Annotated in this window: 13 protein-coding genes; 10 read left to right on the top strand and 3 right to left on the bottom strand. The window is 44.5% G+C overall.

Translation table 11 applies throughout. The annotated features are described in order from the left end of the window. Positions 1 to 45 precede the first annotated feature (45 nt). A complete protein-coding gene (locus OCT63_RS00070) occupies positions 46 to 861 on the bottom strand; it encodes a phosphate ABC transporter substrate-binding protein (RefSeq protein ID WP_060469385.1) in 816 nt (271 codons plus the stop codon). 254 nt (positions 862 to 1115) lie between these two features. On the opposite strand from OCT63_RS00070, the gene OCT63_RS00065 reads away from it, so the two are divergent. Further along, positions 1116 to 1478 carry a DUF3024 domain-containing protein gene (locus OCT63_RS00065; RefSeq protein WP_161671704.1) on the top strand — a complete coding sequence of 121 codons (363 nt, stop codon included), beginning with the start codon at positions 1116 to 1118 and terminating at the stop codon, positions 1476 to 1478. Between the two features lie 99 nt (positions 1479 to 1577). Here the strand turns inward: OCT63_RS00065 and OCT63_RS00060 are convergent, their stop codons facing one another. Then, positions 1578 to 2402: a helix-turn-helix domain-containing protein gene (locus tag OCT63_RS00060; protein ID WP_161671703.1), complete on the bottom strand. Its 825-nt coding sequence runs from the start codon at positions 2400 to 2402 to the stop codon at positions 1578 to 1580. Between the two features lie 116 nt (positions 2403 to 2518). Further along, complete coding sequence (gene rnb, locus OCT63_RS00055) at positions 2519 to 4525, bottom strand: exoribonuclease II (protein WP_060469388.1); 2007 nt, start codon at positions 4523 to 4525, stop codon at positions 2519 to 2521. A gap of 308 nt (positions 4526 to 4833) precedes the next feature. On the opposite strand from rnb, the gene OCT63_RS00050 reads away from it, so the two are divergent. From OCT63_RS00050 to mnhG, 9 genes are all read left to right on the top strand, one after another. Continuing rightward, on the top strand, positions 4834 to 6915 hold the full coding sequence (locus OCT63_RS00050) for a DEAD/DEAH box helicase (protein ID WP_082710371.1): 2082 nt from the start codon (positions 4834 to 4836) through the stop codon (positions 6913 to 6915). Positions 6916 to 7295: 380 nt separating this feature from the next. Beyond that, the gene (locus OCT63_RS00045; RefSeq protein WP_161671702.1) at positions 7296 to 8489 is read left to right on the top strand and encodes an acetate/propionate family kinase; all 1194 of its coding nucleotides are present in this window, start codon (positions 7296 to 7298) and stop codon (positions 8487 to 8489) included. A 558-nt stretch (positions 8490 to 9047) separates the two neighbouring features. Next, the gene (locus OCT63_RS00040) at positions 9048 to 9983 is read left to right on the top strand and encodes a universal stress protein (RefSeq protein WP_161671701.1); all 936 of its coding nucleotides are present in this window, start codon (positions 9048 to 9050) and stop codon (positions 9981 to 9983) included. Between the two features lie 568 nt (positions 9984 to 10551). Then, positions 10552 to 13173 (top strand): hydrogen gas-evolving membrane-bound hydrogenase subunit E, encoded by a 2622-nt coding sequence (mbhE, locus tag OCT63_RS00030; protein WP_269983060.1) that lies wholly within the window; start codon positions 10552 to 10554, stop codon positions 13171 to 13173. Beyond that, positions 13173 to 13526, top strand: coding sequence for a Na+/H+ antiporter subunit C (locus OCT63_RS00025; protein WP_269982956.1), 354 nt, complete (start codon positions 13173 to 13175; stop codon positions 13524 to 13526). The genes mbhE and OCT63_RS00025 overlap by 1 nt, the downstream gene beginning before the upstream one ends. Beyond that, positions 13523 to 15091, top strand: a complete 1569-nt coding sequence (locus OCT63_RS00020; RefSeq protein ID WP_269982955.1) for a proton-conducting transporter transmembrane domain-containing protein — start codon at positions 13523 to 13525, stop codon at positions 15089 to 15091. Before OCT63_RS00025 ends, OCT63_RS00020 begins: the two co-directional genes overlap by 4 nt. Beyond that, complete coding sequence (locus OCT63_RS00015; RefSeq protein WP_123300669.1) at positions 15088 to 15564, top strand: Na+/H+ antiporter subunit E; 477 nt, start codon at positions 15088 to 15090, stop codon at positions 15562 to 15564. The genes OCT63_RS00020 and OCT63_RS00015 overlap by 4 nt, the downstream gene beginning before the upstream one ends. Next, positions 15557 to 15871, top strand: a complete 315-nt coding sequence (locus OCT63_RS00010; protein WP_375707820.1) for a cation:proton antiporter — start codon at positions 15557 to 15559, stop codon at positions 15869 to 15871. The genes OCT63_RS00015 and OCT63_RS00010 overlap by 8 nt, the downstream gene beginning before the upstream one ends. Then, a complete protein-coding gene (gene mnhG / locus OCT63_RS00005; protein ID WP_269982954.1) occupies positions 15871 to 16167 on the top strand; it encodes a monovalent cation/H(+) antiporter subunit G in 297 nt (98 codons plus the stop codon). The genes OCT63_RS00010 and mnhG overlap by 1 nt, the downstream gene beginning before the upstream one ends. The last annotated feature ends 220 nt before the right edge of the window (positions 16168 to 16387 follow it).

The following is a 16387-nucleotide window of genomic DNA, read 5'->3' as shown; positions in this document are numbered from 1 at the left end:
ATCGATCTTGCCTGCATCATTAATAACATCACTAAAGCATTTCGCTTACTTAATGCGTATGTAGCCGTACTCCTCGATAAGATCTTGCCCGCGTTTCGATGTCACGAATTTGATGAAATCTTGGCTTTCTTCAGAAACAGAGTCTGTTTTGTGCAGCAACAAGAATGGACGAGCCAATTCATAGCTGTGGTTGGCAATGTTCTTAGATGTTGGCTCTACGCCTTCAAATGTGATTGCTTTAATCGAGCGGTCGACAGAACCAACAGAGATAAAACCAATGGCGTGTGGGTTATGGTTAACAATCGTTTTCACCATGCTATTGCTGTTCACAACCAAGTTATTTGGGTTGATGTCAGACACTAGGCGGTCATTAATGATTTTCGTTAAACCAAGTAAGCTCTCGAAGCTGTAGCGTGAACCAGAAGACGCTTCGCGAGTCACAACTGCGATAGGCTTATCTGCTCCCCCTACGGCTTTCCAGTTAGTGATTTTGCCTTTGTAGATATCGAATAACTGATCGCGAGTAACGTTACTCACAGCATTTGAACGGTTGGTCACCACGGCTAGGCCATCAAAGGCAATTGGAAATACCGTCAATTTCTCGTTTTGTTCAAGCTCGGTTAAGTAGCGTGAGCTCATACCGATGTCAGACACACCTTTATCAACCATGGTAATACCAGCTGTGGAACCAATCCCCTGAACTGCAATATAGTTATTAGGGTGAGTCTTGTTGTACTCCTCAGCTAATACATCCATCACTCGTGACACCGAAGTGGACCCCGAAATATTGGTTTCTTGTGCAAAAGCGGCTTGAGAAGATAGGGCCAAAGACAAAAGAGAGGCAAGCGCGACTCGTAACATAAACAACTCCTAGTGAATAATATATGTAGAGCATGATAAGTCGGTTATGTGACGCTTTTGTGAAATTCGATAAGCTTGCTTAATGGCTGCTGGCTTGGTTTATGAAAACAGGATTTGGTTAGGAGGTCCGGGTTTGTTGATGGGATTACGGTTGATATTTTACTCGCTCTTGTTCGCTAAAATGTTTGTTGAGTCCTAAAGTGTATATATGGACTCTAAACTTTGAGAGTTTGTATGAAGTTAGAAGAGGTGTTATGTCCGTCATTCATATAGAGCTGAATCGTCTTTTAATTGGGGCTGAAAGGATCTGTACTTCTCGAAATTGTAGCTTACCCGTAGAGCTAGGCAAGTCTCTATATGAAGAGTGTGAGAGAGGCGTACTGTTTTCTCAGGCGCATTACTTGCTTGATTCATCTCATAGCTATTATATAAATGAGATCGCTCGCGTTACCTTTGATGAGTCGCTATCTTGTTGGTGGGTGACAGTGCCACTTGAAGATGATACGGAAACAGATTCAGTAAATTGGGGACCTTATCCCTATCTTCCTAAATCGAAGGATCTTGATGCAATTCTAACTGAAATAGAAAAAGATCCTAAATCGTACTTCTGGTCATAACTCTTTTGCTTTTTGATGGTGTAATGCCAGTGTGGAATTGTCTGCATAAGTTTTTAATTAAGACACTTCCAACCAATACGTCCAGCAACATTTTTAGACTCACGGTTTTATTTTTTGCAGTTGTGCTTGCGCTATTACTGCCCGGAAATCTTTTGGTGTTTGACCGTGATGTGTTTTAAATGCGGTACTGAAGTGAGCTGCACTTTTAAAGCCAGATTCATAAGCTACTTGAGTAATCGACTTATTCGATGTTCTGAGTTGTGTTGCAGCATGGGCGATTCGCTTTATCTTCAGTAGATTTGAAAACGACAGATTTTCAGCAGACAAGCGGCGTTTCAGAGTGGCAGGGGACATCTCCATGTAACTGGCTAGTGATTCTAACGAAATGTTATTTTCAATGTTCTGCTCGATGTAATGTATAACCTTTTGCACCACTGTTAAACTGGAAGCTCGTGCAATGAGGACTAGTAATGCAGGATACTTCTCTACCATTAGGGATAATAGAGCCAAACTCAGTTGAACAAGTGCATAGTCATTTTGAGAAGACGAGTCAGCAAGCGATATAATCAGCTCTTTTAAATGACAGATCTCAGTGTCAGTTTGATTGAACTTAAGGTACTTTTCTGGGAGTTGAGCCGAGTCTAAATCGCTGAACTGATTGATGAAATTTTGGTAAATAGCCGAGTCAAAGTCTAAGCAGGTTGCGCTGAATTCACCATTTTCAGTGTTAACTGTGATGTCTTTAATCTGACCAGAATTGTAAAGTGTGAAATCGCCAGCTTGTAACGAGGCTTCAGTGCCGTTAGGCAGCATGAAAGAAATACTGCCCTTCGATACCATGAAGATACCGTTTTTTGAAATGGGGTAACGCTCCCGTTTTCTGGGGATAAAATTGTTAAACTGAGTAATAGTGATTGATGGCATAGCGTGCTTCTTTGAGGTTGTAATTTGATTGCTTTTTTAAGTATTGTTTAAGCATGAGACATTTACAAAAAAGGCGCTAACAATTAGCGCCTTTAGAAAGTTGAACTTAGAAGAATTTAAGCTTCTGTTCCATTGGTCGTTTCAGGTTCGTTAGGTAAGTCTGCAAAAACTTGAGTCGGTTTTGCTACTAAGTTACGGTTTTCCTGATTAACTTCAGAGAGAACTACTTCTAAAACGTCTCCCAGTTTGTATACCATTTCTTTATCGACAGATACAGTGCCCATATCACTGTTGCATTCGATTCTTTCTTTATTATCAATAATAAGAGAACCAGGGATAAATGCAGCGGCACCATTCTCAAGCAGGCGCACACGCATACCGGCACGGTTAATGTCGAAGATCTCTGCTTGGAAGCGAGTTTCATCTGCTGGAGCATTCGCTAGAGTACGAGCATATAACCAATCGCCAACATTGCGCTCGGCCATACCGTGGTGACGGCGGTGTAAGGCAAGCTCATCACCGATAGTTTCATCCGGTGTTTGAATTGGCGCTTTACCTAAAATGTGCGCTTTAAGCATACGATGGTTAATCATGTCACCGTATTTACGGATTGGAGAAGTCCAAGTTGCGTAAATGTCTAAACCCATAGCGTAGTGCGGCGCAGGCTCATTGCTGATTTCGCTGTACGCTTGGAATTTACGAATACGGTTGTCGTAGTAGCTGTTGTCCAAAGAACCCAACCAACGACGTAGAGTAGCAAAACCTTCTAGAGAAACGATTTGCTCTTCAGTGAATGGTGTTTCCGCTTGCGGGTTTACTAGCTCAAGCACGTCAGCGACTTTCTCAGCCTTAAAACCAGAATGGCAGTTAAACACACCTTGGTTGAAGCTTTCTTTTAATACTCGACCTGCACAGATGTTTGCGCTGATCATTGATTCTTCAACCAGCTTGTTTGCACTGCGACGCATGTCAGCGTGGATAGCAACAACATCGTTATCTTCGCTAAGTTCAAAGCGGTAGTCAGGGCGATCTGGGAACACAACAGCGTTTGCTGAGCGCCATGCTGAACGTGCTTGAGCAAATTGGTGAAGATCAGAAACAATTACAGCAATCTCTTCTGATGGTTGCCATTTCTCTGATGCACCGGTCTCTAGCCAGTCTGATACGTTGTCGTAGGCAAGACGAGCGTGAGACTTGATGTTGGCAGCGAAGAAGTTGATGTCGTCGCCAATAACGCCATCTTTAGATACCGTTACTGTGCAGCATAGAGCAGGGCGAACTTCGTTTTCGATAAGTGAGCACAAGTTGTCTGCAAGATCACGAGGCAACATTGGGATGTTACGACCCGGAAGGTAAATCGTGAAACCGCGCTCACGAGCCACTTTATCCATTGCATCATCAGGAGAGATGTAAGCAGTAGGATCAGCAATCGCGATAGTCAGTTCAAAATCGCCGTTCTCTTTCTTTTTCGCGTAAAGCGCATCGTCCATATCTTTTGTGCTTTCGCCATCGATAGTCACAAAAGGTACGTGAGTCATGTCTACACGTTCAAGATCGGCGTCATCATTGATCTGCCAGTTGTCGATGCCTGCAGGCTCACTGTTTGGCAGATCGTTCTGTGCCAGCGTAACCCACCAAGGAGCGATCTTATCATCAGCGTCTGTGATTTTTTCAGAGATCTGAGCCAGAAAGCCGTTGTCACCTTTTAATGGGTGCTGAACGATGTGAGCAACAACCCAGTCACCTTCTTTTAGCGTTTCAGGGTTTAATCCCTTCATTGCTTTCGCTTTAAGTTGCAGCTTTTTCAGTTGCGGGTGATCAGGAACAACGTTCAGTCGGCCTTTAAAAAGCTTAACTCGTGCGATGAAGCGAGTAAGACCTTGTTCAACCAGTTCCTCTGGCTCGGCTACTTCGCGTTCTTTCTCTGTACGAATGATGGCAATGACTTTGTCGCCATGCACACATTTTTTCATGTACGGAGGCGGGATGAAGTAGCTTGTTTTGCTATCGACTTCGAGAAAACCAAACCCTTTCTCAGTGGCTTTGATCGTACCTTCCTTTTTAGGGAGGGTTTCTTGGATTTGCTGTTTTAGCTGAGCGAGTAGAGGATTATCTTGAAACATCTTACTTTTATCTAACGAGGATACTTGAGCATACTATAATGATTGCGAGGCTCGATTACTACTTAAAGCCGAAGTGGGAGTGAATTAATTGCGCACTCATTTAAGTCTATCAATTTGACGATTGAAGCAAGCCGTGGCGAGATATTCATCAAGTTTTGACGATATGGTAGTCAATAATGGTATAAAACCGAAAAATATGTGATGTATTTCAATTTTTTCTGGATTTTTTTATGCATTTAGGGAATAATCCGCCTCCCTTAGACGTCCCTAATGGCTTGAAGTGTTTTATTACTGCTTCGTAACTCTGAATGGAATCAGTATCTGATTGGATCAGTATTGGAATTGGTAGAGCTCCCGGGACCTTTTGTTTACTTATATATAGTGGGATCCCAATGTCCGAATCTGTAATTCAATTTAATGAATTAGCCCTAAACGATAACATTCTTTCAGCTCTTGATAGTATGGGTTTCGTTTCTCCAACTCCAATCCAAGCAGCAGCTATTCCTCTTCTTCTCGAAGGCCGTGACGCACTAGGTAAAGCACAGACTGGTACTGGTAAAACAGCTGCATTCTCTCTGCCTTTACTTAACAAAATCAACCTAAATCAACACAAACCACAAGCAATCATCATGGCTCCTACTCGTGAGCTAGCGATTCAAGTTGCTGCGGAAATCAAAAACCTTGGTCGTGATGTTAAAGGTCTTAAAGTTCTTGAAATCTACGGTGGTGCTTCAATTGTTGACCAAATGCGTGCTCTAAGCCGCGGTGCTCACATTGTTGTTGGTACTCCAGGTCGTGTTAAAGACTTACTAACTCGTGACCGTCTACACCTAGATGAAGCGCATACATTTGTTCTTGATGAAGCAGATGAAATGCTGAAAATGGGCTTTGTAGATGACGTAACTTGGATTCTTGAGCAAGCTCCAGAAACTGCACAACGTGTACTTTTCTCTGCAACTATGCCTCCAATGGTTAAGACTATTGTTGACCGTTACCTACGTAACCCTGCACGAGTTGACGTTGCTGGTACTAACCACACCGTTGATAAAGTAGCGCAGAATTACTGGGTTGTTAAAGGCGTAGAGAAAGACGAAGCAATGTCTCGTCTTCTTGAAACTGAAGAAACTGACGCGTCAATCGTATTCGTACGTACTCGTCAAGACACTGAGCGTCTAGCTGATTGGCTATCTGCACGTGGCTTCAAAGCTGCTGCATTGCACGGTGATATTCCTCAGTCTCTACGTGAGCGCACTGTTGATCACATCAAACAAGGTGTTATCGATATCCTAGTTGCAACTGACGTTGTAGCACGTGGTCTTGATGTTCCACGTATTACTCACGTATTCAACTACGACATTCCATTTGATGTTGAATCTTACATCCACCGTATTGGTCGTACTGGCCGTGCTGGACGTAAAGGTAAAGCGATCCTACTCGTTCGCACTAACCAAATTCGCATGCTTCGCACTATCGAGCGCGTAACAAAGTCATCTATGGAAGAGATCCAACTTCCGCTACGTGATCAAGTAGCCGCAGCTCGTGTTGCTAAGCTTGGTGCTGAACTAGAAACTGAGAAAGAAAGCAAAGCAATAGAAAACTTTGCAGGTCTTATCTCTACGCTTCAAGAGTCTCTAGAAGTAGACGCTGCTACACTAGCTGCGATGCTTCTTAAGCGCCAGCAAGGTAAGAGCCCATTATTCTACGTTGGCGAAGACCCAATGATCGCTGCTATCGAGCGCGATAAAAATCGTCGTAAAGATCGCCGTGAAGATCGTGACAACGGCCGCGACGGTGGTGGTCGTAACTTCAATACTCAAGATTGGGATACTTACCAACTACAAGTTGGTCGTGAGCAAGGTGTTCAAGTTAAAGATATCGTTGGTGCATTGGCAAATGAACTTGGCTTAACTAAAGGTTCTATCGGTGCTATCAAACTAGACCAAGGTTCTACTTACGTTCAGCTTCCTAAAGCAATGAACTCAGAAACGGCTGGTAAGCTAAGCAAGCTTCGTATTCGCCAAAAAGAAGCTGGCGCTGTAGTTGTTGATTTCAACGACTTCCGTGAGCCTCGTCGTGGCGGCGGCGGTCGTGATGGAAACCGTGGTGGCGGTCGTGGTGGTCGTGATGGTGGCGGCTACCGTGGTAACCGTGAAGGCGGCAATCGCGAAGGTGGTAACCGTGAAGGTGGAAATGGCGGTCGTGGCGGCTACCGTGGTAACCGTGACGGTGCACGCGATGGTAACTCTGCTGGTGGTCGTGATGGCGAACGTCGTTTTGACCGCAACCGTGGCGGTGATCACCGTGGTAACTTCCGTGGTGAACGTGGTCATGGAAACGGCAATGCTAATGCTGGTAACCGTGGCCGTCGTCCAGAGCGCAGCGAAGGTTAATTAACCTGTTTCTTAGACGCTTTAGTCTAGACCTTGAATTTAAAAGCCGAGCGTGATGCTCGGCTTTTTTGTGTCCGAAAATTTAGGTTCTCATCGGTTTATCTCATTGAACTACTTAATATCAATCGTAGTAAATTACGGGTAAACCCCGCTTGTTAAAACGCTCGATAATTTCGTTAGCTTATTGATTTTTTATTCAACTATTTTTTAATTTCATTCTCGAAATAAATAAACTAATGATAAAGATCAACTTAATTGTGTTCATTTGGTGATTTTTTAAAAACAAAAGTTGAAAGATTCAAAAATTATTGAATAATGGGCTTAACTAAAATTGAAGTAAACACTTCATCCAATTCGTAATAAAACAGGATCCATATCCAATGTCTAATTCGTTTGTTCTGGTTATTAACTCGGGTAGCTCATCCCTAAAATTTGCAGTCATTAACTCTGTTTCTGGTGAAGCAGTCTTAAGTGGCTTAGGGGAGTGTTTTGGTCTTGAAGATGCTCGTATGAGCTGGAAATATCAAGGCGAGAAAACTGAGATTGCCATTCAAGGTGAAGATAACCACCACAAAATTGCCATTGGTAAATTGGTTGGTCTAATGGAAGAGTTGGGCTTCACTGCTGATATCGTGGCGATTGGTCACCGTATCGTTCACGGTGGTGAGAAGTTCACTCAGACTGTTCGTATTACTGAAGAAGTAACGAATGAAATTGAAAGTCTATCAGACCTAGCCCCCCTTCATAATCCTGCTGGTGCTATTGGCATCCGTGCTGCGATTGAAGCTTTCCCTTCTCTACCTCAATTTGCGGTATTTGATACGGCTTTCCACCAAACAATGCCACAACGCGCATTTACTGGTGCAATAGCAAAAGAATTGTACACAGATTTCGGTGTACGCCGTTACGGTTTCCACGGTACTAGCCACTACTTCGTTAGCCGTGAAGCTTCAAAAATGCTGAATAAACCAGTTGAAGAATCTAGTTTTATCTCTGTTCACTTAGGTAACGGCGCATCTGTATGTGCAATCAAAGACGGTAGCAGTGTTGATACTTCTATGGGCTTCACACCACTTTCTGGGCTAATGATGGGCACACGTTGTGGTGACCTAGACCCAGGTATTATCGAATATCTACTGAAGAAAGGTTGGTCACAAGAACAAGTATTCAACTCTCTAAACAAGGAGTCTGGCTTTCTAGGCGTGTCTGGCCTAACGAGTGATGCTCGTGGCATTATAGAAGCCATGGAGGAGGGACATGAGGGTGCTAAGCTTGCATTTGAGGTATTTACCTACCGTGTAGCGAAGTACGTTGCATCTTACCTTGCAGCGCTAGATTCTCTAGACGGCATCATCTTCACGGGCGGCATCGGAGAGAACTCTTTACCAATTCGTCGCGAGATCCTAAATAACCTTAAGATTCTTGGTTTTATTGAAGACGTTGTGGGTAATGAAGCAGCTCGCTTCGGTTCTGACGGCATCATTGCTAAGTCGGAAATGCTAGGTGCAGTAGCAATGGTTATTCCTACCAATGAAGAATTTGTGATTGCTCAACAGTCGGTAGAGCTTCTGTAATCGAAGCTAAAGCCTGAGCAAGACAAATATTGAAAATCAGCGAGCCCAAGTGGCTCGCTTTTTTGTGTCTATCGTTTTGTTACGCATAGCATTCGAGCTCGTCGTTGCCTCTTTCTGTACTAGCAAGGGGAAAATTCACATACATACGACTTTACCCTTTAGTTTCTCGGATTAAATCATCTTCAACTAACATTTCCTCGCATAGGTAATTAAAATAGTTCTTTTGACAGAAAGTAGATCATTACGGAAGCGTTACGTTTCACTACATAAGTACGAGTCATCACTTAATATATGCTCATAGAACCAGCACGATATCTGGTCTTAGCATCGTATTCAATCATGCTCTCTAAGTCGTTTCTGACTTAAACTTCCAATAGGAATTGATGTGTTTTGTTACATATTGTTCCCTCAGCACGCTGATTGGTTCACTCATTTCTCATTGTTTTATATATAAGTGACTGAATAAGAACGAATATCATTTTATTAATTAATGTTACAATTACGTGCTAGTAAAGAATGTTGCGGTTGACTAAGATTTAATCAACTAAGGAGGTGTGTATGAGACGATTCGAGAACATACTTTTTGCAACGCAAGGGCTGCCCGGCCATAGTGACGCTCTGGGTCAAGCGATCAGAATGGCGGCTAACAATCGCGTCCCGGTTTCGGGCCTGATTGCCTGTCCAGATTTCCCTACCGATCTCGTTCAATATCAACAAAGCTACGAACAGTCTTTGCATGATTCGCTTCAGCAGAGCGTAAAACACTTGCTTGAAGATTTGGTTATTTCTGAAGAGAAGGTACCGTTTCCCCTGAGAGTTAAAAGCAGTGAACAACCGGCGGTTTGCATCATTCAAGAAGCGATGGTGAATCGCAATGACCTGATCATTAAAGAGGCTGAGCCACTCAGTGAAGGGGCCGAAGGCTTTAAAGCGATAGACATGACTTTATTGCGTAAATGTCCTTGCCCAGTATGGTTGCACCGACCAATATTTAAACCGAGAGACAAACGACGCATTGCGGTTGCGGTCGACCCCCAGGCTGTAAACGATGAGCAAAAGGCATTGTCGTGTCGATTGTTAGAGCTCTCTCGTTCGATTGCGGATACCTGTGATAGCCGATTGCATATTATCTCTTGTTGGGAACATTATTTGGAGAACTACCTCGACAATCATGTTTGGATTCAAGTAGATAAGGCGCAGTTGTCAGAGGAGGTTTCTAAAGAGAAAGCACGTCATGAACAAGCCCTGCAGCAACTCATTGACGACTCTGGTATTGCTGGTGAGGTGGTTATTCATCACCTGCATGGTAAACCGGACGACAAAATTCCGGAGTGTGTTGATGAGGCAGAGGTTGATGTGTTGGTAATGGGAACCTTAGCCCGAACCGGTATTTCTGGGTATGTGATTGGCAATACTGCTGAGAACATTCTTCAATCAATTAATTGCTCCTTAGTGGCAATGAAACCAGAGGGATTTATATCTCCAATCAAGTAACAAATTGATCTCGAAAGCGGAAATAGCAATACTGAAGTAAGCATGTACACGACAGACTAATAACTTCTTAGTGGAGGATAGTATGAAGAAACTATGTCCTATTTGCCAAACTGAAATGCTTGAGCGCTCGCACATTTATGCATGCCCGAGAAACGATATCGGCGACTGCTCCTACGACGCACTGATTGCAGTGAATGAGGAGTCGAGTTTTTTATTTGACCAGAGCAATCCCCATACTGACATGCGTTCCTATGTCGTTTTCGACAGCAAATAGTTCGAACCAGTGGGGGCTATTTATATTGGAATGGATGATCGTGACTTAATTTTATCGGTCTTATTCAAAGCCTTCGCAAACTAGATAATCCGTTCACCTGTCTTGCTCGGATTATCTTTCTAACACCCAAATCAACAATTGTGGTTGAAGCCTGAAGTATCAGGAGAGGGCTGTTTTTCCGTTGATTCTATGAGTCCCCATACACGTGTGAACGTAACGAAATGGATGGCGATATTGAATAGCGTAATAGAAAAAAAACACAGACAAGGCTCAAAAGATCATTCGTTGATTCTCATGATCTTTCCTGTTCTGCCGATGGTTATTTTCTTCTTACTCATCAGTTGGTATGAGCCGGGAGGCGTGAGTTGGCAAGCGAATTGGGTTCCTAGTTTAGATGTTAACCTGAGCTTCAAGTTGGATGGGTTATCTTTCCTATTCGCATGTTTGATCAGCGGTATCGGTGCACTGATCCAGATTTATGCACTGGCCTATCTCAAGGGGGATTCGTCTCGATTCTCTTTTCACCTCTACTTAACGCTATTTATGTTAGCGATGTTAGGTGTCGCCACGAGCGACAATATCCTGCTCCTATTCGTGTTTTGGGAATTAACCACCATCACGTCGTATCTCTTGATTGGCTTTAATCACGAGAAAGACAAATCTCGTAAGAACGCGCTGCAATCTCTTATTGTCACTGGCGCTGGTGGTTTGGCTTTATTAGCAGGTTTGATACTACTGGGTGAAATGGCTGGCAGCTATGAGATAAGCACTATCATTGCGCAAAGTACGCTGATAGCTCAACATGAGTGGTTCCTGCCTTCATTGGTTCTGATTTTGCTCGGTGCGTTTACCAAATCGGCGCAGTTTCCATTCCACTTCTGGTTACCTAATGCCATGGCAGCGCCAACGCCAGTGAGCGCTTATCTTCATTCTGCCACTATGGTGAAGGCTGGGGTGTATTTGCTTTCCCGTGTTTCACCTATCTATTCACACAGCGATATTTGGTTTTACACGCTAGGCATTTTTGGTGGCTTTACCGCGATATGGTGTGCGTTGTTAGCGCTCAAGCAAACTGATTTGAAGTTGATGCTGGCATACAGCACGAACGTTGCCTTAGGTAAATTGGTGCTATTGATTGGTATGGGAACTGAACTGGCGATGATGGCCGCGCTGCTGTTTATCTTGGCTCACTCATTCTACAAAGCCGCGCTATTCATGGTGGTGGGCAATATCGATAAAGCGACGGGAACGCGTGACATTCGAATGCTGCATGGTTTGAAAACAGCGTTAATATTCAGCCTCGTAGCTGCAATCATCGCTGCTTTGTCGAAATCGGGCGTGCCACCGTTACTCGGGTTCTTGAGTAAAGAGTACATGTACAAATCCGGTCTGGAGGTGAGTGTCATCCTCACCGCTATCTTCCTTCTGGCTATCTTCCTTCTGGCTAACGTCATTATGGTGGCTTTAGCGTTAGCACTGATCGTGAAACCTTTCTTTGCGACTTATGAAGGTAATCCAACGCCAGCCAAGGAAGTGGAAGTTAGTAAAGGGCTCTGGATGCCAGCGATGCTGCTTGCCATAGCCAGTGTGCTTGCGCCGTTATTTGGCTTAGATTGGATTAACAACAATGTGGTTATTCCGGGTGTTTTATCGAGTTTGCCGAATTCAGCACCACAAGCTGCCAAGCTGTGGCAGGGCGTGAATCTGCCGTTGGCGCAGAGCGCATTAACTTTGTTACTCGGCTTTGTTTTGTATCGAATCTACCCAAGGCTGTTGGTGAGTTGGCAGCGCAAGGTGCCCGTGTTACCAACAGCCGAATCCGTTTTCGACAAAATTATGGCTGGCATGATGCGTTTGGCGAAATGGCAAACGCAGCTATTGCAGCAAAAGCGCTTGAGCCACTATGTGTTGTTGTTCTTTATTGTGCTCGCTGGATTGCTGTTAAGCAGCCCGTTGGTGATCCCACAAGCTCGTTTTGCTGCATTAACGGACATTAGCTTTTACGAGATCAGCATTGCTCTGCTACTCATCGGTGCTGCATTAGTCTGTACCTTTACCACGTCTCGTTTGTTGGCGGTCTCAGCCCTTGGTGTTGTGGGCTTTATGACCACCTTAGTCTTTATGCTGTACAGCGCGCCAGATGTCGCGAAAACCTTATTGTTGGTTGAAACCTTGATGGTTGTATTTGTGGTGCTGTTGATACGTCATATTCCGGGCTTAATGACGGTGCCGCAACACCCTATTCGCCGAAAGTTGCTACACGGGGCGATAGCGGGTGTGATTGGTATGTCGGTCACTGCCTTGCTGATCAACATTACTGCGCAACCTCTAGATTCCACTCTGGCTGATTTCTTCGCAGAGAATAGCGTTCCTGGCGGGCATGGACGCAACATCGTCAACGTGATTTTGGTTGATTTCCGAGCCTTCGATACGTTGGGTGAGGTGATCGTGGTCGTGATGGCGGGTATCGCTGCGGTTAGTTTGTTGAAAACGCACTACCACAAACGTAACCGTATCCATTCCCTGATTTTTGCCACCACCTCCCACATCGTGGCAGCGCTGATGTTGGTGTTTTCACTTTACCTATTGTTGCGCGGACATAACGAGCCGGGTGGTGGCTTTATCGGTGCACTGATCGCTGTAATTGGTTTTGCGTTACTGATGTTTGCAGAGTCGCCAAAGTACGTTCGAGATCGTTTGTATTACGCGCCATTTAGCATTGCTCTGTTTGGCATTTTCTTAAGCTTTGTGGCTGGCCTGATGAGCTTTGCTTTCAATTTGCCGTTCTTAACGGGTTTGTGGTGGAAAGACATTCTGCCGCTTGGCACACCATTGATATTCGACGTTGGTATTTACCTCGCCATCATTGGCGGCGTGATGGGGATGTTACTACGAGTGAATGAGGAGTTGGATTAATGGAAATACTATGGAGTCTCGTGGTCGGTGTGTTTGTCGCTGCTGGTGTCTATCTCATGCTGGAACGACACATCTTACGCTTAATATTCGGTCTGATCTTGTTAAGCAGTGCGGTGAACATCGCGATTTTCACGGCTGGACGTTTAACCCCTGGACTACCGCCGTTGATTGAAGCGAATTCAATATTACCACCAGAAGGTGCCGCAAACCCGCTTCCTCAAGCCTTAATTCTGACCGCAATAGTGATTGGCTTTGGCTTGTTGGTGTTTGCATTGATGCTATTTTACCGCGCATGTTCAGAAGCGGGGTCGGCAGATGTTGATGTGATGCGACGTTCTGAGGAGGATGAATGACAACGATTTGGTTGACGTTACCCGTAGTTATTTCGCTTCTTACCGCCGTTGCCATCTTCTGTGCGAAACGTAACAAAGCGCTGGTGGATGCGATAAGTGGCACCAGCGCATTAGCGACTTTAGTGATTGCGGCATTGTTGACGCACGATGTTATCAACGGCGATCCACAAGCCGTGGCTTTTGGTCAATGGGCTGCGCCGTTTGGCATTGTCTTCGTGGCGGATCATCTTGCAGTAGCGATGGTGATGGTGACAGCCATTATTGGTGTAGTGAGCGTGTTCTACGCCATGGGCGATCTGCAAGACAAGCCTTCTTACGGCACGTTTCATGCTCTGATGCATGTGTTGTTGGCTGGAGTGTATGGCGCGTTTCTTACTGGCGACATTTTCAACCTCTACGTTTGGTTTGAGGTGATGTTGATAGCATCGTTTGGCTTGATGATCTTAGATGGATCAAAGCAACAAGTGGATGGAGCCGTGAAGTATGTGATGCTCAATCTTATTTCGACCTTGGTCTTCTTGCTTGTGATTGGCTTGCTCTACGGTGCTACAGGGACTTTGAACCTCGCGGATTTACATGCCAAAGCCACATTGATTCCGTCAGACACCAAAACCTTGCTCGCGGCGCTGTTCCTATTCGCGTTTGCGATTAAAGCGGCGTTATTTCCTGTCTTTGCTTGGCTGCCTGCTTCTTATCATACGTTACCAAGCGCCGTTGTTGCCCTGTTTGCAGCGTTATTGACTAAGGTTGGGGTGTACGCGCTTATTCGTGTATTTACCCTGATTTTCCCGTTATCAGAGAGCGGTTGGCAACCGACTTTGATGTGGGTTGCTGGATTGACGATGTTAACCGGCGTATTGGGCGCAGCAAGTCAGTTCAATATCAAAAAAATTCTTTCGTTCCATATCATTAGCCAGATTGGTTACATGATCATGGGATTGGCGATCTACACGCCTCTCGCCATCGCTGGCGCAATTTTCTACATAGTCCACCACATCATAGTGAAAGCAAACTTGTTCCTGATTGGCGGCTATATAGAGCGTAAATATGGCTCGAGCAATCTTGGGCAATTAGGCGGCGTCTATAAAGCCATGCCTTGGCTCGCTTTCTTGTTTCTCATTCCTGCATTCTCTTTAGCGGGGTTTCCACCTCTTTCGGGTTTTTGGGGCAAGTTCCTTGTCATCAAATCTAGTTTGCAAACTGAGTTGTATTGGCTTGCAGGGACAGCACTCTTAGTTGGTTTGTTAACAGTGTTCTCAATGACCAAGATCTGGAACGAGGTTTTCTGGAAAAAGCCTCAACAAACACTAAAAGCGCAGCCAATGAACAAGTACACCAAAGGATTGTATTGCGTGCCAATAGCCACATTGACCACGTTAAGTCTGATTATTGGTTTGGCCGCCGAGCCATTTTACCAATTTGCGGAACTCGCAGCAGAGCAGTTGATTGAGCCACAAGCCTATGTAAAAGCGGTTCTTGGAGAGAGTACGTTGGCTGACACTGCAATAGCAGACAGCGAAATAGCTCAAAGCGTTGCATTGAACACGGAGGGAGGGAGCCAATGATTTATCTGTTTTTGAACTTATTTCTCGCCTTGGCATGGATGCTGCTCAACGGCAACTATACAGGAACGAACTTCATTCTTGGCTTTGTGGTTGGCTTTTTGGCGTTGCGACTTAGTCAACCGTTTGGATTGAAAACCAGTTATTTTCGACGTTTTCGTGCTTTGGTCGGCTTGTTTCTTTTTTTCTGTTACGAAATGGTGATATCGGTGGCCAGGGTTGTATGGGATGTGGTTACGCCAACCCATTTAAGTGACCCGGATATCGTGTATGTGCCGTTAGATGTTGAGTCAGATTTAGAAATCTCGTTACTCGCAAACATGGTTTCTCTTACTCCTGGAAGCTTGAGCTTGGATGTCACCCAAGATAAGAAGCACATGGTCGTGCACGCGATGTTTGCACCTGAGCATGAAAAGGTAATTCGAGAAATAAAAGACGGATTAGAAAAACGGATTTTGGAGGTGACTCGTGGTTGATGGGTTACAGATAGACAGTTTTTTACAAACAGACAGTTGGTTAGAAATAAGCATCACGTTCGCTTATATCGGGTTACTGCTTAGTGTCGTGATGGCATTCATTCGTTTAGTGCTTGGTCCAACCTTGGCCGATCGAGTGGTAGCGCTTGATCTGATTTCATTCGTAACGGTGGGTTTTATTGCCGTTTATACCTTAGATAGCGGACAGCAATCCTTGTTGGACATTGCTATCACGCTCGGCCTAGTAGCCTTCTTAGGGACGATTGCGTTTGCAAGGCTGATCTTCAAAAGAAAAGGAGACGTGTAATGGACATTATCGTTGGGGTTTTACTCTGTCTTGGAACTTTGTTTACGCTCATCGCGAGTCTTGGAATCTTACGAATGCCTGACCTTTACACGCGAATGCACTCCGCAACTAAAGCTGGCACGGTGGGCTTAGCTTCACTGTTATTGGCGGTGGCAATTGCGATACCCGATATTACGGTGATCTCACGAGTGATTGGTACTATGTTGTTTATATTAATCACCGCCCCGGTAGCAGCACACTTGCTTGGTAAGGCAACGCAAGAAAGTGGCTATAAAATCTGGAGAAATAAGAAATAGCATGTCTTTTCAATCTACCAGATGCCAATTTTAGCTACCTTTATATAATGTTTTAGCATGCCTTAATTGTTTGGCAATCAACGAAGAATTCGTTATTGGTCAACAGTCGGTAGAACCGTTGTAATATATCATAAAAACAGATAGTTAAAAGCGAGCCCAAAAGGCTCGTTTTTGTGTAAACGTTGTTCTTAATAAAGTTAATCTTCTTTAATACTTGCAT

It is taken from the genome of Vibrio sp. RW, from assembly GCF_027587105.1.
In the GTDB taxonomy this organism is placed as follows: Bacteria; Pseudomonadota; Gammaproteobacteria; order Enterobacterales; family Vibrionaceae; genus Vibrio; species Vibrio toranzoniae.
The sequence above is the reverse complement of the archived record's forward strand: the minus strand, read 5'-3'. Positions and strand labels throughout refer to the sequence as shown.